The 17,804-nt window shown below is 30.8% G+C and carries 18 protein-coding genes and 6 pseudogenes; all 24 read left to right on the top strand.

The window, feature by feature from the left end; translation table 11 throughout:
* Positions 1-3 precede the first annotated feature (3 nt).
* The 24 genes and pseudogenes from wecB (at position 4) to PWK10_RS09525 (ending at position 17,533) form a co-directional block, all read left to right on the top strand.
* Positions 4-1,140: pseudogene (wecB, locus tag PWK10_RS09630) on the top strand (non-hydrolyzing UDP-N-acetylglucosamine 2-epimerase).
* Positions 1,141-1,217: 77 nt separating this feature from the next.
* Positions 1,218-1,592, top strand: a complete 375-nt coding sequence (locus PWK10_RS09625) for a hypothetical protein (protein WP_274765898.1) — start codon at positions 1,218-1,220, stop codon at positions 1,590-1,592.
* Positions 1,589-2,299: a hypothetical protein gene (locus PWK10_RS09620; protein WP_274765897.1), complete on the top strand. Its 711-nt coding sequence runs from the start codon at positions 1,589-1,591 to the stop codon at positions 2,297-2,299. The genes PWK10_RS09625 and PWK10_RS09620 overlap by 4 nt, the downstream gene beginning before the upstream one ends.
* A 176-nt stretch (positions 2,300-2,475) precedes the next feature.
* Positions 2,476-2,796: pseudogene (locus PWK10_RS09615) on the top strand (capsular polysaccharide biosynthesis protein Cps4H); the annotation flags it as partial.
* A 57-nt stretch (positions 2,797-2,853) separates the two neighbouring features.
* Positions 2,854-3,030: a glycosyltransferase gene (locus tag PWK10_RS09610; protein WP_274768215.1), complete on the top strand. Its 177-nt coding sequence runs from the start codon at positions 2,854-2,856 to the stop codon at positions 3,028-3,030.
* A gap of 73 nt (positions 3,031-3,103) precedes the next feature.
* The gene (locus tag PWK10_RS09605) at positions 3,104-3,580 is read left to right on the top strand and encodes a hypothetical protein (protein WP_274765896.1); all 477 of its coding nucleotides are present in this window, start codon (positions 3,104-3,106) and stop codon (positions 3,578-3,580) included.
* A gap of 505 nt (positions 3,581-4,085) precedes the next feature.
* On the top strand, positions 4,086-4,541 hold the full coding sequence (locus tag PWK10_RS09600) for a hypothetical protein (protein ID WP_342455757.1): 456 nt from the start codon (positions 4,086-4,088) through the stop codon (positions 4,539-4,541).
* A 434-nt stretch (positions 4,542-4,975) separates the two neighbouring features.
* Positions 4,976-5,200, top strand: a complete 225-nt coding sequence (locus PWK10_RS19825) for a transposase family protein (RefSeq protein WP_446715368.1) — start codon at positions 4,976-4,978, stop codon at positions 5,198-5,200.
* A gap of 256 nt (positions 5,201-5,456) precedes the next feature.
* Positions 5,457-5,693, top strand: a pseudogene (locus PWK10_RS19820) (transposase); the annotation flags it as partial.
* Positions 5,694-5,962: 269 nt separating this feature from the next.
* A pseudogene (locus PWK10_RS09595) lies at positions 5,963-6,190 on the top strand (transposase); the annotation flags it as partial.
* A 189-nt stretch (positions 6,191-6,379) separates the two neighbouring features.
* On the top strand, positions 6,380-6,862 hold the full coding sequence (locus tag PWK10_RS09590; RefSeq protein WP_274765894.1) for a polysaccharide pyruvyl transferase family protein: 483 nt from the start codon (positions 6,380-6,382) through the stop codon (positions 6,860-6,862).
* Positions 6,859-7,386: a polysaccharide pyruvyl transferase family protein gene (locus tag PWK10_RS09585; RefSeq protein WP_274765893.1), complete on the top strand. Its 528-nt coding sequence runs from the start codon at positions 6,859-6,861 to the stop codon at positions 7,384-7,386. Before PWK10_RS09590 ends, PWK10_RS09585 begins: the two co-directional genes overlap by 4 nt.
* A gap of 185 nt (positions 7,387-7,571) precedes the next feature.
* Positions 7,572-8,714, top strand: a pseudogene (locus PWK10_RS09580) (IS3 family transposase).
* 165 nt (positions 8,715-8,879) lie between these two features.
* A pseudogene (murJ, locus tag PWK10_RS19815) lies at positions 8,880-10,435 on the top strand (murein biosynthesis integral membrane protein MurJ).
* Between the two features lie 89 nt (positions 10,436-10,524).
* Entirely contained in the window at positions 10,525-12,198 is a 1,674-nt protein-coding gene (locus tag PWK10_RS09565) for a phospho-sugar mutase (RefSeq protein ID WP_274765890.1), read from the top strand.
* Positions 12,199-12,556: 358 nt separating this feature from the next.
* Positions 12,557-13,054 (top strand): hypothetical protein, encoded by a 498-nt coding sequence (locus PWK10_RS09560; protein WP_274765889.1) that lies wholly within the window; start codon positions 12,557-12,559, stop codon positions 13,052-13,054.
* A 40-nt stretch (positions 13,055-13,094) separates the two neighbouring features.
* Entirely contained in the window at positions 13,095-13,472 is a 378-nt protein-coding gene (locus tag PWK10_RS09555) for a hypothetical protein (RefSeq protein WP_274765888.1), read from the top strand.
* A gap of 200 nt (positions 13,473-13,672) precedes the next feature.
* On the top strand, positions 13,673-13,822 hold the full coding sequence (locus tag PWK10_RS09550) for a hypothetical protein (RefSeq protein WP_274765887.1): 150 nt from the start codon (positions 13,673-13,675) through the stop codon (positions 13,820-13,822).
* 18 nt (positions 13,823-13,840) lie between these two features.
* Positions 13,841-14,452 carry a hypothetical protein gene (locus tag PWK10_RS09545; RefSeq protein WP_274765886.1) on the top strand — a complete coding sequence of 204 codons (612 nt, stop codon included), beginning with the start codon at positions 13,841-13,843 and terminating at the stop codon, positions 14,450-14,452.
* On the top strand, positions 14,442-14,762 hold the full coding sequence (locus PWK10_RS09540) for a hypothetical protein (RefSeq protein WP_274765885.1): 321 nt from the start codon (positions 14,442-14,444) through the stop codon (positions 14,760-14,762). The genes PWK10_RS09545 and PWK10_RS09540 overlap by 11 nt, the downstream gene beginning before the upstream one ends.
* Before the next feature lie 52 nt (positions 14,763-14,814).
* Entirely contained in the window at positions 14,815-16,194 is a 1,380-nt protein-coding gene (locus PWK10_RS09535) for a SpoIID/LytB domain-containing protein (RefSeq protein WP_274765884.1), read from the top strand.
* Positions 16,149-16,367, top strand: coding sequence for a hypothetical protein (locus PWK10_RS19810; RefSeq protein WP_446715367.1), 219 nt, complete (start codon positions 16,149-16,151; stop codon positions 16,365-16,367). The genes PWK10_RS09535 and PWK10_RS19810 overlap by 46 nt, the downstream gene beginning before the upstream one ends.
* Before the next feature lie 143 nt (positions 16,368-16,510).
* On the top strand, positions 16,511-17,038 hold the full coding sequence (locus PWK10_RS09530; protein ID WP_274765883.1) for a peptidoglycan-binding domain-containing protein: 528 nt from the start codon (positions 16,511-16,513) through the stop codon (positions 17,036-17,038).
* A 78-nt stretch (positions 17,039-17,116) separates the two neighbouring features.
* Positions 17,117-17,533, top strand: coding sequence for a hypothetical protein (locus PWK10_RS09525; RefSeq protein WP_446715241.1), 417 nt, complete (start codon positions 17,117-17,119; stop codon positions 17,531-17,533).
* Positions 17,534-17,804: the final 271 nt, after the last annotated feature.

Raw genomic sequence — 17,804 nt, 5'->3', positions numbered from 1 at the left:
AAAATGAAAAAGCTCAAAGTTATGACTGTTGTTGGGACAAGACCAGAGATTATAAGGCTATCTCAAGTTATAAAAAAGCTTGAAGAATCAGAAGCAATTGAACATATATTAGTTCATACAGGTCAAAATTATGACTATGAATTAAATGAAATATTTTTAAAGACTTAGATTTAAAAAACCAGATTACTTCTTAGATGCAGCAACAGGAAATGCTATTGAGACAATAGGTAATATATTAATAAAGATTGACCCAATATTTGAGAAAGAAAAACCTGATGCACTTCTTGTATTAGGTGATACTAATAGCTGTCTTTGTGCAATAGCAGCCAAGAGAAGGCATATACCAATATTCCACATGGAAGCAGGAAACAGATGTTTTGACCAAAGGGTTCCTGAAGAAACAAATAGAAGAATTGTAGATCATATAGCAGATATTAATTTAACCTATAGCGATATTGCAAGAGAATATTTAATAAGAGAAGGATTTCCAATAGATAGAATAATAAAAACAGGAAGTCCTATGTATGAAGTTTTGCATGCTAAAATGAAGGATATAGAAAAATCAGATGTATTAGAAAGACTTGGACTTAAAGAAGGACAATACTTTGTTGTATCAGCACATAGAGAAGAAAACATAAATTCAGAAGAAAACTTTATGGACTTAGTTGAAAGCTTAAATGCAATTGCAGAAAAATATAAACTACCAATTATAGTTAGCACTCATCCAAGAACAAGAAAAATGATAGAAGCAAAAGGAATAACTTTTAATCCTTTAATACAAACTTTAAAGCCATTAGGATTTATTGATTATGTCAAACTGCAAATTCATGCAAAGGCTGTATTAAGTGATAGTGGAACAATAAGCGAAGAATCGTCAATATTAGGACTTAAAGCATTAAACATAAGACAAGCCCATGAAAGACCAGAAGCAATGGAAGAAGCTTCAGTTATGATGGTAGGGTTAAAAAAGAAAGAATCCTACAAGGTTTAGAAGTTTTAGAAACACAAAAGAAGAATACTTTAAGACTTGTAAGGGATTACAGCATGCCTAATGTATCTGAAAAGGTTCTTAGAATAATACTATCTTATACTGATTATGTGAATAGAGTTGTTTGGGGAAATAGAATAACGATTAATTAATTTGAGAAATTTATAAAAAATTTATTTTTAGATTTTATTATAAAATTTATAATATATAGATAGGAGAGACAAACATAATGCATGCATTAATATTATTAGCAGATAATATATATTTGACTCCTTATATAAGTTTTTACTTTAATGTTTTAGATAAACTAAATATCGATTACAAAATTATTTATTGGGATAAAAATAATAACGAAGATATTAAGAATCCTCGATACATGCGATTTTCGTATAAATACAAAAGTAAAATCAGTAAAATTTTGGGCTATATAAAATTTAGGAAATCAATAATAGATGAGATAAATAGAAATAATTATACTATCGTAGTTCCTTTACATTCAATACTTGCATTTATTCTATTTGATTTACTTATCTTTAATTTTAAAAAAAATATATATATGATGTTCGAGATTATAGTTATGAAAATTTTTCCATATATAGGATGATACAAAAAAGACTTGTTAATAATTCTTTAATAAATATTATATCTTCAAAAGGATATGAAGAATTTTTGCCAAAAGGTGAGTATTTTGTTACACATAATATACCATATAATAATTATACTAGTTATAGGCAATATAAAAACAGTAATTCGCCTGTTATTTTTATAAGTTACATCGGGCTAATTAGATTTATGGAACAGAACAAGAGGATACTTCTATTTTTTAAGAATGATAAAAGGTTTCATTTAAACTTTATAGGGACGAATGCTATGCAATTGAAAGATTTTTGTGATAATAATGAAATACATAATGTGACTTTGATAGATACTTTTGATTCTAATGAAACATTAAATTTTTATAAGAATACAGATTTAATAATGAATTTATATGGTAATAATACTCCACTATTAAAATATGCTCTTTCTAATAAATTATATTATTCAGCATGTTTATACAAGCCGATTTTAGTTTGTGAAGGGACTTACATGGAGAAAGTAATAAATAAATATGGAATTGGTTTCACTTTAAAAATGAAATCTGAAGAAGAAAAAGATGCACTTTTTAAGTATATAACTGAGCTTGATAGAAATAAATTAATTCATAATTGTGAAATGTTTATGTCAGATGTATATAAAGATATGTCTAAACTTGAGAAAGAATTGTTAAAGAGATTGCAAGCTATAAAATTGGAGGTTGGATTGTGTGATTAAGGTATTACATCTTTTTACAACTTTGGATGGTGGGGGGTAGAAAGCTTTTTGTATAATTATTATTCTCATATGGACTTGGATAAAATCAAGTTTGATGTAATAGTGACTGGCACTAAGATTGGATATATGGAATCGGATTTTATTAAATTAAATAGCAAAGTTTTCCATATAAAAAATTTAGAGAAAACCCTTTTGAATATATTATAAGTGTTGCTAGGATTATTAAAAATGGCAATTATGATATTATTCATTGTCATGGATATAAGTCTACAATTGGCTTGATATTTGCAAAGATATTTGGTTGTAAAGTTAGGATTATTCATAGCCATATGGCCTTTATTAAAGAGACATTATTTGAACGGATATTCAGGAAATTTATAACATTTGTAGCAAAAATTTTTGCTACAGAAAAATTTGCCTGTGGAATTGATGCTGCAAGATGGCTATTTGGCAATAAAGATTATGAGTTAGGTAAGGTTACTATTATTGATAATGCAATTGATTTATCGAAATATGCATATAACGAATCTGCGAGAATTAGACTTCGCCATGAATTGAATCTTGGCGAAGATTTTGTAATAGGGAATGTTGCAAGGCTTACTTATCAAAAGAATCAGAGTTTCTTATTAAATATATTAAAAGAATTGGTGAAATTAAATCCGAACACTAAGTTATTACTGATTGGCGAAGGTGAAGACAAAAATAAATTAAAAAAGAGTGCAGAGAGTTAGGAATTGAAAGTTATGTCAAGTTTTTGGGATTAAGAAAAGATGTTCCGGATTTATTATCTGCAATTGACTTTTTGTGTTACCATCAAGATATGAGGGATTACCTGTAGTATTAGTTGAGATTCAAGCGGCTGGATTGCAGGCTTGTGTATCAGATAATATTACAAAAGAAGTCAATGTTACAGGGAATATTTGCTATTTATCATTGAATATGTCTCCTGCAAAATGGGCTAAAACAATATTTGATATATATAATCAAAAACGTATAAATAATAGAGATAGTGTAATAGAAGTAATGAAAAATGGAAAATATGACATTATGCATCAAGCAAATAAATTATATAAACTATATTTTGAATTGATTAATAGCTCAAAAAGGAGTAGGTTTATGGTAGGTATTAAAATCTATAGGTCTGATTTACATGAGATGCTTTTTAAAAGTATAAATTTTTTATATATTTTGTTTTTCATAATATGGGCTGCCACAAATTATAATAACGAAGAAGTTATATGTAATTATAATACAATGTTGTTTCCATGGTTTTTGGGCTAATTTGTGTTCAAATGCTTAGCTTTATTATAAAAAGAGTTTCATTTTATGATTTCGGGTTTTGGTTTGTTGTCATTTCATATCTTTTTATGTTTGGCAATTTATTACAAAATTTTTTTGAATTAAAATCGTCATTAGTATGGAATCCAATAGTGAATTATGAAAGTAGTGAATTATTCCATGCATATATTTTTGTAATATTGTCTTTAGAGATGTTTTTAGTTGGATATTTAATGTTTTATAAGAAATCTTTTGAATTAAAAAAGATAATTTAATAAAAATGTTGCCTGATAAAAGTTTGTATAATATTGGTATTTTTCTTTTTATTATAGGCGCAATAGCTAAGATAATAAATGATATAAAAATAATTTCTTTCATGCAGTCAATGAATTCGTATTCTGTATATTCAGATGCGGTAAGTTCAGGTTTATGGGATGATTTGGCTTATTTAATGCTGCCTGGAGTTTTTTTCTTTTTTTAGTGGTTGTATTAAGGAAAAAACAAAAAGATTATATTTGCTATTGTATTAACATATTTGACTTGTTTTATGATGTTGACTGGTAGTAGAAAAATACAGATATTTTCTATATTATCACTTTTTCTTGGTTATGAGTTTTCTTTAGGTAGAAGAAATATTTCATTTAAGAGAAGTATAATTATTGCGATTTTAGCAATTATTATTATAAATCTATTAATTACGATACGAGACAAAAGATTTAATTTATCATTAATAGTTCCTGAATTCATAGAAAAAATACTATCTTTTAATTTGTTTAACAATATTTTAGGCGAAATAATTGCGGAAACTGGCCTTACGCTGCTTTCGGTTGCTTCAATTATAAGATTAGTTCCAAATATTTTCCCCTATCAATATGGCTTAACATATTTGAGAACTTTACCTTCCTTTTTGCCTATCGGATGGCTAGTTGGAGATTTTTTAATCGTGCCTCATCAACATATGTAATAAATTATTATACTAGAATACCAGTTGGATCAAGTTTTATTGGAGATCTATATTGGAATTGGGGATATTATGGAGGAGTTTTTGCAGCATTCTTGAGTGGAGTCCTTATTTATAAGACCTTACAAATAAACAATAGATCTAATACAAGAAAGAGTTATGCAATGTATTTTTCAATATTTTCACAACTCATTATTCTAGTGCGTAGTGAATTGATTGATATATATAGGCCAATGATAATGTTAATAGTTATTGTATTAGTTTTAAAAAAATTAAGCATTAGGATATTGTAAAGTTAATATAAAACTCAATTTAATCGGTAAATTAAAATGGGTTCTTCCACAAATTTGGTCAAAGGAATTTGCCTTTCTAAATGGTATAATAAAGATAAATTAATTTAAATTAGAAAGGTGTTTATTTTGAATATATAAACAACAATATTCCAGGATAATTACTTAGTAAAAGAAACTCAAATTCATAGTATTACGATTAAGATCACAATTACCTCAAATTCTAAACAATGTTTATGCCCAAAATGTAATACTCCAAGTTTTAAAATTCACAGCACATATATTATAAAAGTAGCAGATTTACCAATATCAACATTTAAAACAACACTATATATTATTTCAAGAAAATTCTTTTGCACTAATCAAGAATGAGATTTAAAGATTTTTGCAGAAAGACATAATGACTTTGTTCAAAGATATCAAAGAAGAACTCAAAGACTTAATAAACAAATTGAAAAAATAGTTTTTGTATTAAGTGCAGAATAGGCATCTAAGATTATTAGCCAATATTTTCTCTGCTCAGTGCTGATACTGCGATAAGGATTATTAAAAATACTGAAATAAAAATAAATTCAGACTACACAGAATTAGGAATTGATGATTTGGCTTTTAAAAAGGCACAAATTATGGAATATTAATATGTGATTTAAAGACAAGGAAACCTGTAGATATTCTTAAGGATAGAAATCTTCAAACAATTGAGAAGTGGCTAAAAGAGCATAATAATATTAAAGTCATAACAAGGGATAGATCTTTAACTTATCACAAAGCAATTAGTAATGTTGCCCCTAAAGCTAAACAAATAGCGGACAAATGGCACTTACTTAATAATGTTTTTAATGTATTAAAAAATAATATGGATTAATTAATGAAAAAGGATATACAGGGAGCGAAAGAACTGTTAGATACCATGTAAGCAAATTGAAATCTGAGATAAATTTATAGTAGTAGAAAGAAGAAAGAAAAAAAGATATCTTTAGAAAAGTTAATAGAACTTTTGTAGAAAGGCATAGAACATTTAAAATATAGTGATGTGTCCAAACTTGAAACAATATTAGAAAATAACAATGAATTAAAAAGGCTTTATAATTTGATACAAAACTTTAAAATTATAATAGTAAAAGAGGAGTATATAATTTTATAAAATGGTTGAAAGAAACTGAAGAGTCAGAATTTAAGAAACTCAGTGTGTTTGTTAAAGGAATTTATAATGATTATGATGCAACTTTAAATATTTTAAAAACTGTTTTTAGCAATGCTTTATTAGAAGGCCATGTAAATAGATTTAACACTATAAAAATACAAATGTATGGTCGTGTAGGATTTGAGTTGCTTAGAAAGAAAGTGTTGTATCAAATTTAAGATTTTAAAGATGAAATTTAATAAATTATGATTAATTTATCACCAAATTTGTGGGAGAACCCAAAAGTGCTTATTGATTACAGATTTTAGGAATGACATCTTGGACGCATGATTTTATTTGCATTTTTGTATAAAGTTTTATATAAATTAACTGGACTAAGATTAGTATGAGGAGGCGGGCAAATAATTATGAATATTATTTTGCATGGAGCTACAAATTGTGGATCAAGTAATTATGGTGATTACATATATGGGGAAATGGTCTATGAATATCTAAAAGAAAAAGGATTTAATGTTTGCTTTTATCAACCTTCTACATTTTTCAAAAGAAATATAAAAGATTATTATAAAAGTAAAACTATTAGTAGGCAAGAGGCAGATTTGATTATTTACATACCTGGTGGGTATTTTGGTGAGGGGCATCGAGCACGTTTAAAAGACAATTTAGTGCAATTTTTTCGCTTTATGCCTTTAGGATTATGGGCATCATTTAAAAAGAAACCAATCATTGTAATTGGAATTGGAGCTGGTCCTAATCGTTGTTTACTTATGAATTTTGCAATAAAAAGAATATGTAACAATTCCTTATTTATAACGGTAAGAGATAAAGAGTCATATGAATCATTAAAAAATTATGTCCAAATGCAAATATTTTTGAAAGTGGAGACTTGATTATTACAAGACCTCTAAAAGTAGATAATCAAAGCATACAGATTCAAAAATTACTGCAAATAAGGAATAATAAAAAATTACTTTTGGTTCATTATAATCATTCAAAAGAGGCTCTCTTAAAATTTGCAAAAGGTGTAAAGAAATTTATATCAAGACATGGAGAATATATGGTTATTGTTGCTTCTGATTCAATATTGAAATGTGAAGAAGAATATTTTAATGAATTTGAAAGAGAATCAGGTATTAAATGTGAGCATTTTCTTTATGAAAGTCCATCTGAAATGACAGCACTTTTAAAAATTATAGACGTTGTAATTACTTGCAAGTTGCATGTAGGTGTAGTAGCAAGTTCTTTTGAAAAATCTGTTGTTGCTGTCGCTTGTCATCCCGAAAAAACAGCAAGATTTTATTCACAAATTGGAGAAAGTGGTAGATGTGTATCTTTGTTTGATGTAACTTCGGAGATAGTATTTGAACTTTTAGAAAAGTTCCATGAAAAAAAATTAAAATTGATGAAAGAATAATCCAAAAGGCTAATCTTACATGGGAATTATTAGAACTAGTATTAAGAGAAATGTATAATAATTTATAATAAATAGAACTATTTAACTTTCATAAGTATTTGGATAAAGTCTCTGGTGTTAGTATATTAGTGTAGACACAAAAAGCCGAACACCTTAAAATATAAGAAGGGAAAGAAGTGTCTACAATGGCAAAAGGGCAAAAGTATTATACAGAAGAATTTAGAAAGACAATTATAGAGCTCTATAACTCTGGTAAGAGTTTGGCAGAACTTAACAGCGAATATGGCATATCAAAATCAACAATTAATGGATGGATTAAGAAAGCTAAACCAATAACTGTGGATAAAGATACAACTATAACGTCAGTAAAGTATCAAGCAATGTTAAAGAAGATGGCAAGGCTTGAGGAGGAAAATGAAATATTAAAAAAGCCATGGCCATATTCGCAAAGAAGTAACCTCTATTTTTGAGTTTATTAATGATCATAAAGAAGAGCATGATATCAAGCTAATGTGTGAAGTCTTAAAGGTTTCAAGAAGCTCTTTTTATAAGTATCTAAACAAAACCGAAAGCAAAAGAAGCGTAGAAAACAAGATGTATGAGGAAGAAATATTGAAGATTTATAAAGATAGTAAAGGTCGTTATGGTGCTCCCCAAATACATAAAGTGCTTCGAGAAGAAAGAGGACATGCCATAAGCCTTAAGAGAGTCCAAAGGATTATGAAAAAACTAAATATAAAGTCCATAATTATCAAAAAATTCAGACCTCACTCTTCCAAAATCAAAATAGAGTCTAAAGAAAACATTTTGAAAAGAGATTTTTCAACAACTACAATAAATGAAAAATGGGTTACTGATATAACTTATATTTATACACTCAAAGACGGATGGTGCTATCTTGCTTCAGTTTTGGATCTTCATACAAAGAAAATTATTGGCTATGCCTTTTCAAAGACTATGGATACAGAACTAGCTATAAAGGCTGTAGAAAATGCCTACATAACTCAAAAACCAAAGAATACTGTTATACTCCACAGTGATTTAGGCTCACAGTATACAAGCTCTAAATTTGATGATTATCTTAATGAACATAATATAGTTCATTCCTTCAGTGGCAAGGGTTGCCCCTATGACAATGCTTGTATAGAATCCTTTCATGCTACACTAAAAAGGAAGAAGTAAACTTAGCTACATACTATGACTTTGATGCTGCAAGGATAGCTATATTTGAATACATAGAATGCTGGTACAATAGAAAAAGGCTTCATAGCAGTATCGGTTATATGACTACTCAGCAGTTTGAAGATGCTTTAAGAATAACCGCATAAAAATTTGAGTTTTAGTGTCTACTATATTGACATAAATCCACAGACCATTCAAAGTATAATTATGATTTTATATTAAAAAATGCAAAGGTTGTATTCGACACAAGAAATGCAACTAAAGAAGTTTTAGAAAACAGAGACAAGATAATAAAGTTATAAGGTGATAAAATGAATAAGAAATTGCTAAAAGGTTCGATAATTATAATTATTTTCACTGTTCTAAGTAAATTCCTAGGGTTTCTTCGTGAAACCCTTCTTGCTTTTAGGTTTGGTGCATCGTATGATACGGATATATATACCTTTGCAATTGGGCTTGTTATTTTAATTTTTAATAGTATAGGAAGTGGAATTGGAACGACCTTTATTCCAATTCTTACAGAGTTTATTGAAAAGAAAAGTAAAGAGGATAGAATTAGATTTGTAAATAATGTTATTAATATTGTTGGAATAATAGTAATTGGATTTATTTTATTTGGAATCATTTTTTCGAAATATATTGTAATGCTATTTGCACCTGGATTTAGAGGGGATTTAGCTGTTTTTAACAAGGCTGTTGCTGTGTCAAAGATGATGTTTATTTCGATGATCTTTATTGCAATGCAATTTATTTTTACAGGGATTTTGCAGTCTCATAAGGAGTTTACGGCACCTGCCTTTGTTGGAGTTTTGATGAATGTTGTTATAATTTCATATTTAGCTCTTTTGGCAGGTAAGTTTGGCATTTTTGGTTTAACTTTAGCAACTATTTTGGCCTATTTTGTTCAGTTTGCTTTTTTGGTTCCGAAGTTTAAAGGATTGGGATATAGGTATGAGTTTTATTTGAATTTTAAAGATGAAAATATATTAAGAATGGTTAAGCTTATGGTTCCTGTAATTATTGGAACATCGGTGTCTCAGGTTAATTTTTGGTCGACAGAATGCTTGCTACAACTGTTGGAGAAGGTTCAATTGCTGTGTTGAATTTTGCAAATAAGCTGAATATGTTTGTTTATGGTATTTTTGCCGTTGCAATAACGACGGTTATATACCCAACCCTTTCTACATATTCTGCTCAAGAGAATTTAAGGGCGTATAAGGATGCTCTAATTAAGGGGATAAATGTAATTTTACTTATTATGCTTCCTGCGACAATTGGGATGATGGTTTTAAGGCAGCCTATTGTTGATATTGTATTTAAAAGGGGAGCCTTTGATAATAATGCTGCCTATTTAACATCCCTTGCACTTCTATTCTATTCCCCAGGTATGATTTTTGTAGGTGTTAGGGATGTTATAGGAAGGGCCTTTTATTCCATTAAGGATACAAAAACGCCTATGATAAATGGCGTTGTAGGGGTTATTTTGAATATAATTTTAAATATCGTTTTAGTTAAAATAATGGGAGTTGCAGGACTTGCCCTTGCAACATCGATTTCTGTAATTGTTGTTACATTGCTTTTAATAAGAAGTTTGAATAGGAAAATTGAGGATATAGGGATGAAAAAGCTTATAAGTTCCTTTAATAAGATGCTTTTATCCTCTCTTGTTATGGGAGTGGTTGTGTTTGTTTTAAATAAATATATGCAGCTTAAGTTTGGGACAGGATTTAAGGGGGATGTGATCTCGGTATTTGGCTGTGCCTTTGTTGGGGCTTTGGCTTACTTTGGAATGATTCATATTTTAAAGCTTGAGGAATATGTGTATTTTGTAAATATTGTAAAGAAAAAGCTAAAAAAAGCTGCATAATATTTGCCCCATCTTGGGGCTTTTTAGTTGTAAAAATAAAAGTATTCGTATAAAATAGAAAATAATGCCGTTTTAAGGAGGGGTTTTTGATGGAATATATTGATATGTATAAAAAGTGGCTTGAGTTTGATGAGGATACGAGAAAAGAGCTTGAGGGCCTTGATGAAAAGGAAATAATGGAAAGATTTTATAAAGAACTCGAATTTGGAACAGGAGGACTTAGGGGAATAATAGGTGCTGGGACGAATAGGATGAATGTTTATACCGTAAGAAAGGCAACACAGGGACTTGCAAATTATATAAAAAAGCAAGGAATTGAAAATCCTTCTGTTACAATTGCATATGATTCAAGGCTATATAGCGATAGGTTTGCAAAGGAAGCTGCCCTTGTATTAAATGCAAATGGTATAAAGACATATATGTATAAGGAATTAAGGCCAACGCCAATGCTCTCCTTTGCAGTAAGACATTTAAAATCTACTGCAGGGATAGTTATAACCGCATCCCACAATCCAAAGCAGTATAATGGATACAAGGTTTACTGGTCCGATGGAGGGCAGGTTACAGAGGAACATGCAGAAGGTATCCTAAAGGAGATAACTTCAATTGATTATAGCGATATTAAGACGATGGAATTTGATAAGGCAGTTAATTTAGGCCTTTTTAACTACATAGATGATGAAGTTGAAAAAGATTATGTTGAGCTTGTAAAGGGACTTACTGTAAATTGGGATGTTGTTGATAGGGTTAAGGATACTTTAAAGGTTATATATACCCCACTTCACGGAACAGGAAACAAGCCTGTAAGAAGGGTTTTAGGAGAGATAGGGTATAAGAATGTTTATGTTGTAAAGGAGCAGGAAAATCCAGATCCAAACTTTTCAACTGTAAAGTATCCAAACCCAGAGGAGCATGAGGTTTTCACAAGGGCAATTGAAATGGCAAAGGAACTTGAGGCGGATTTAATTATAGGAACAGACCCAGATTGCGACAGAGTTGGGGTTGTTGTTAAAAACAAAGAGGGAGAGTATGTCGTTTTAACTGGAAACCAAACAGGTGCCCTTTTAACCCATTATATTTTGGAAAACCTTAAGGCAACAGGAAAGATGCCTGAAAATGGTGTGGTTATAAAAACAATTGTTACAACGGAAATGGCAAGAAAGATCGCAGAAAGCTATAATGTTGAGATTATGGATGTTTTAACAGGGTTTAAATACATAGGGGAAAAGATTAAGGAATTTGAGGAAAAGAAGGACAGAAAATTTATATTTGGCTTTGAGGAGAGCTATGGGTATCTTGCAGGGGATTTTGTAAGGGATAAGGATGGAGTTATAGCATCTATGCTAATTTGCGAGATGGCAGGGTTTTATAAGCTAAAGGGAATGAGCCTTTATGAGGGACTAATGTCCTTATATGAAAAATATGGCTACTTTGTTGAGGATTTAAAATCAGTTACATTAGAGGGAATCGAAGGAAGTCAAAGGATTAAGGAAATAATGGAGATGCTAAGAAAGGATCCACCAAGGGACATAGCAGGAATAAAGGTTAAGGAAGTTAAAGATTACCTAAAGGGAATTGGGGATTTACCAAAGTCAAACGTTGTTCAGATAATCCTTGAGGATGAGAGCATAATCACCGCAAGGCCATCAGGAACAGAGCCAAAGATTAAGTTCTATTTTGCGGTAAAGGGAAAGGATAATGCTGAAGCAAAGGATAAGGTAAAAAGGATTAAGGATGAGTTTTTAAAACATGTTAAATTATGATTAAATGAATAAAATTATTTGAATATTGACTAAAGTTTTGTTATAATTTTAATTAAAAAGGAAGGGGTAATATAATGAAAAGGGCAAAAAGATAGCTGCATTTGTATTAACAGTTGCATTTCTAGTTGCATCAATTAATGTAGTTTCCTTTGCCGCAAAGGTTAAATATCCAAAGGTCAGCCTTGTAACTCAAGTTAAATCAAGCTACAATGTATTTGATTCTATCCCTGTTACTGTAAAAACAAATTATTCAGGAGATGTTCAATACAGAGCATACATAGTTGATGAAGCAACAAAGAAAACCTATGATATTTTCAGCGCAAACAAAGATGGATATTATAGAGCTGTTAAAGGTGATATGGATTTTAAATTTAACGCAAAGATTGCAAAGCCAGGAAAGTATCATATAACTGTAATGGTTAAAAGAAATGGAGCAAAGGTTAAGTATGATACTTATGTTAGGACAAAAACATTCGTTGTAAAGGATGTTAAGCTTTCATTAAAGAGCATAAGCGTTAAATTTAATGGAGGTCAAGTAGTAAATGCGTCTTTAAGTGGAAACACATTTAGCTTTGATTTAACAGGAATGGAAGATAGCGATAGCTTAACTGATATTTTAATAGTTGCAAATAAAAATGCTGTTGTAAATATCGGTGGAAAGACTTTCCCATTAAGCGGAAATGTTTCAAGAAATATAACTCCAAAGATGCTTGGTGTTGACAAGAACCCACCAGAAGGAGTAACACTTGCATCAATGAGAGAAAAGGCTGACAGAAATGGATATCTAAAGGGAAGCATAAGCCTTGTTTCAGGAAAAGAAAAGTTAACTTACAACATTGTAGTAAAGGTTAAGTAAGAGTCATCTTTTGATGACTCTTATATTTTAAGGAGGCAATATGAAAAGGATAGTTTATTTTCTGCTTTTAATATTTTTATTTTCTAATACTATTTATGCCCAAAGTAGCATAAGTTTAACTTTCTTGAAAAAACCAAAGAGCGAGTATTATATCAATGAGCCTGTATATATTTCTGTTAAACCAAATAAAATGACAGGGAATGTGGAATATAGGTTTGTTTTATATGATTTAACAACAAAAAAGAGCACAAGCTATTTTTCTAAAAGGGTAAGCTATAGGAATGCCTATAATTTTAAATTTAATATTAAAAACGAAGGAAAATATTACATAATTGTCTATGTTAAAAGGTCTGGGGCTAAAAATTATTTAGCCTCTCTAAAGAGCAGCGTTTTTACTGTTAAAAGAAAGTTGAGCTAAAGTCGGTAGGTTTAAGTTTAGGAAACGGTGAGGAAAGAATAGGAGATTATAAAAACGATACATTTTATTTTGATCTGTCGGATTTATCTGACGGGGATTCGGTTGTAAGCTTTGATTTTGTGTTAAACGATGATGGATTTATAGTTTTTAACGATTCATATACCTTCGGTGCATAGGCAAATGTTAAAAGAAGTATAAGGGTGCCTACGGATTTTGGATTTGAGGATGAAGGTGTTGAAGGAGTAACTTTAAAAACATTAAGAGATGCTGGTGAAGAAAGAAGTTTTAATTTTAGTGTTAAGAATAAATATGATTTAAGGGAATATAAAATCAATATAAGGTTTAAGTAATTTGAAGAAGGGGATAAAATGGCGAAGAAAATAGGATTTATTTTTGCTTTTATATTAATTTTTATAGGAATTTTATTTGGTCTTTCAACGGCAAAATATAATCTTCCTGAGGCTAAAGCTTCAGATGAGCTTATTCAGGAGCTAAAGAGTAAGGTTATAAATGGTGGAGAGGTTTTTGTTAATAGTCAAAAGTTAAATGGAGCTATAAAATATTTAAATGTAGGTGAGAAAAGTTTTAATGGAGCTTCAATCAAGGGGATTTGGATGGATATTTCAAAGGATGGTTTAATCGTTATTATACCAGTTAAGTATAAATCTTTAGAGGCCTATGTTTATGCAGACAATAAAATTTATGTAGAGGGCGACAAAATAATTCTTGAGCCTAAAAGTGTAAAGGTTGGGAAATTGCCCCTTCCTGTTTCATTGGTATTAGGAAAAATTCCAAAGCTTGATGAGAATATAAGGATAAATGGAAATAGGGTTGAGATTGATAAAAAAGTTATCCCATTTGATGTTGAAAAGTTAGAAATAAAGGATGGTGCGCTGGTTCTTTCTTTTAAGAAAAAGGTTTTGGAGCTTTTGAAAAGAAGGATGTCGTCCTTGAAAAAAGGATATAGTTGTGAAGAATAAGACTGTAACAAAAACTGTTAAAAGGTTTTCGAAGGAAGTTGAGGATTCTTTAAGGAGCGTTAACCAAAGCCTAAACAGGGTATATGGAAATCTTAAGACGCCTGAAGAAAAGGCCATAATTTCAACTATTCAGTCAACATTAAATAACTTATTGAAGGATCCCGATTATCCTTATAAAAAGTATGCTGAAAGCGTAAAGGCAAAGTATAAAAAGCTTCCGGATGAGTCAAAATCGAGAATAAAGTCAGCTTTGTTTTCTAATTTGGACATTGGGGAAGTTATGAAGCTTGTACCTGTATTTGGAATGTAACCACTGCATTTTGCGGTGGTTTTTGTTGTTTTATGGATAAAAATAGAATATAATGGATGTAAGGGGGTGGAGGGATGAAAAGGATCTTGTCTATTTTTTGATAATTACAATGCTTTTGTCCCCAATTAGTGCTTTTGCTAAATATCAGGAGGTCTATTTTCAGGATGTAAAGATTGGCCTTGAGAGTATGGCAAGAAATGCACTTTCTGTGTCTTTAAACGGAGACTATTTAGTGGATGGGGCTCTTTTTCCTTCTGGTTCAATTTTAAACCTATCTATTTCCAACGGATTAGTATCATTTAACGGAAAAACATATAAGGAGCTTTCTTTAGTTCCAGTTGGAGAGGGTTCTTGGATTCGGATCATCTCTGGAACAAAATCAGCAAAGTATCTTGGAAGGATGAGTTTTAAGGCTATAAATAATTTAATTTTGCCAATTAATATTTTAAATATAGAGGATTATTTAAAGGGTGTTGTTCCAAGGGAGATGAGCGATACTTACCCACTTGAGGCATTAAAGGCCCAGGCGGTTGCTGCAAGGTGTTATGCCCTTTCAAACATTGGAAAACATAGAATAGTTGGGTATGATCTTTGTGATACTGTGCATTGCCAGGTTTATGGAGGATATGATGAGACAAAGGCAAACTCCATAAGGGCGGTTGAAGAGACAAAGGGAATAATTATGACCTATGGAGGAAGGATAATCTCGGCATATTTTTCAGCAAGCAATGGAGGGTGGACTGAGGCTTCTGGAAATCCTTGGACAAGCCAATTGCCTTATTTGATTGCAAAGGAGGATACATTTGATACCTACACCTGGCCGGAAAATCCTGTGGTTTTAACTGTTATCGATATCGATTCAAGGTTGAAGGCAAAGAATATATTGGGTCCTAATGACAGATTTTTAAGAATAGATTTAAACTCGATTGTGAGAAACAATAGCGGAAGAATAGCAAGGATGGATGTTGTTTATTTAGACCAAAATGGATTAGAGGTTATAAAAACCTTAACAAAGGAGCAGCCAAGGACGGCATTTAGCTTTAGAAGTGCCCTTTATGATGTTACTTTTGATGCAGCAACTGATACTTATACATTTATAGGAAAGGGCTATGGCCACGGCGTTGGAATGAGCCAAATCGGGGCAAGAAATAGAGCCCTTGCAGGGCAGAGGTTTGATGAAATTTTAAAGTTCTATTATGACGGTGCTCAGATTGAGTCTTTGAATTCTAAACTTATTTTACTCAACACAAATAAAGATAAATTTTTGATTGGGGAAGAAATAACGGCAAATCCTATTATTGAAAGTTCAAGCATAGACAATTTACTTTTTAAGTATGAGCTCTACAAGGGTGATAACCTTTTAATAGGGGAGAATATTCTAAGAATATCGATTTTAAATATCAGCTTCAAGAAGAAGGGGAATACACTTTAAAGGCATATATTAGAAATGTTTACTCATCTAAGGATTATGACGATTACAGGGAAGTTAAGTTTTATGTTTATAGGCCCATTAGCGGAGTAAACGTTATTTTAGACAAGAATACTGTTTATGAGAAAAAGCCTGTTAATATAAGCGTTTTGACGGAGGGGGAAGCGATAGGATAGCTTATAAGATAGAGGTTTATAAGGATGAGAACCTGGTTTATGGGCAGGATTTTAATTCTGTAAATAGTGTTGCCTTTGTTCCTCAGGAGATTGGGGAGTATGTTGTTAAGGCAGAGGTAAAGGATGAGCTGCAGCCAGAAAATGTGTTAAGTTATGAGTTAAAGTTTAATGTAGTTAAAGAGCCTGTATCAAGGGGAAGCTCCTTTCAATTAAAAAAGGGAATGAAGGATATAAGGATTAAAACTTTGCAAGTGGCATTGAATACACTTTTATATAATATAGGAACTCCGACGGGATATTTTGGGGATAAGACGTATAATGCAGTTGTAGACTATCAAAAGAAAAAGGGACTAAAAGCTACGGGAGTTGTAGATGATGCTTTATACAACATGATTTTAAAAGATGCAAAGGCATTTGAAGGAGTAAAGCTTACCTATAAAAGGGTATTAAAGCTAAATGTAAAGGGCGATGATGTAAAAAGGCTTCAAAATGCGTTAAATAGGCTTGGATATAGACTTTCAGCAAGTGGTGTTTTTGATGCTAAGACGGCAGATGTAGTTAGAAAGCTACAGAAGGATAATAGGATGGTTGCTGATGGGGTTGTAGGAAAGGCTGTGGTTAATAGGATCAATATCCTTCTGGTAGAAAATATAAAGAGGACGGGCAAGTAGGTTCTACTTGCCTTTTGTGTAAATATATGTAAATTGCTATTAAAGCTGCTTTGTGGTAAAATTTTAGTGGAGGTGTAGGTGATGGAGGAAAAGATTTTAAAGCTTCTTGAAAATCTAACAGAAGGTGTCAATGGTTTAAGGGAGGATTTAAGGGAGACTAATAGAAAGTTAGACAGACTTGAGGAAAGAATGGATAAGTTAGAATCAAGAATGGATAAGTTAGAATCAAGAATGGATAAGTTAGAATCTAGAATGGATAAATTAGAGAGTGAAGTTGGACTTATTAAAGAACAGGTAAAGGAAAACACGGAGATTTTAAGGGCTCTTGAACATGCAAGTGAAGTTCACAAGGCTGAGATAGATAAGCTTACATACGATGTTGCTGAAATGGCAGCTGATGTAAAGGCAATAAGAAAGGATTTTAGTTTAGTTGAGGAGATTACTGCAAAGAATTGGAATGAAATTATACAGATAAAGAAGAATATAAAAATGTAATGCCGCCTAAGTTTAGGGCGGTTTTTTTAAAATCTTAAATCTTAAGTGCCTGGCACCTAAATTTAATAAAAAATTTAAAATTTAAGAAGGGTAAGAGGGGCAAAAACATTTTACTATTATTTGCAAATGGAGTATAATTATAAATGATTGTGTTAAAATTTTTCTAAAGATTGGGGAATATGATATGAAACGCAGGATAAAGGTGGCACTTTTAGTTTTAAGCGACATAATTTTTATAAACGCTGCGATATTTTTAGGATACTTTTTAGAT

The sequence above is a fragment of the Caloramator sp. Dgby_cultured_2 genome (genome assembly GCF_028872215.1).
GTDB classification, from domain to species: Bacteria; Bacillota; Clostridia; order Clostridiales; family Caloramatoraceae; genus Caloramator; species Caloramator australicus.
This window is presented reverse-complemented; position numbering and strand designations above follow the sequence as displayed.

Coding starts and splice junctions, on each gene's coding strand:
- PWK10_RS09620 (WP_274765897.1), top strand. CDS start 1,589: ATGATACAAAAAAGACTTGTTAATAATTCTTTAATAAATATTATATCT.
- PWK10_RS09625 (WP_274765898.1), top strand. CDS start 1,218: ATGCATGCATTAATATTATTAGCAGATAATATATATTTGACTCCTTAT.
- PWK10_RS09560 (WP_274765889.1), top strand. CDS start 12,557: ATGGATTTTAAATTTAACGCAAAGATTGCAAAGCCAGGAAAGTATCAT.
- PWK10_RS09535 (WP_274765884.1), top strand. CDS start 14,815: ATGGATGTAAGGGGGTGGAGGGATGAAAAGGATCTTGTCTATTTTTTG.
- PWK10_RS09590 (WP_274765894.1), top strand. CDS start 6,380: ATGAATATTATTTTGCATGGAGCTACAAATTGTGGATCAAGTAATTAT.
- PWK10_RS09565 (WP_274765890.1), top strand. CDS start 10,525: ATGGAATATATTGATATGTATAAAAAGTGGCTTGAGTTTGATGAGGAT.
- PWK10_RS09555 (WP_274765888.1), top strand. CDS start 13,095: ATGAAAAGGATAGTTTATTTTCTGCTTTTAATATTTTTATTTTCTAAT.
- PWK10_RS09545 (WP_274765886.1), top strand. CDS start 13,841: ATGGCGAAGAAAATAGGATTTATTTTTGCTTTTATATTAATTTTTATA.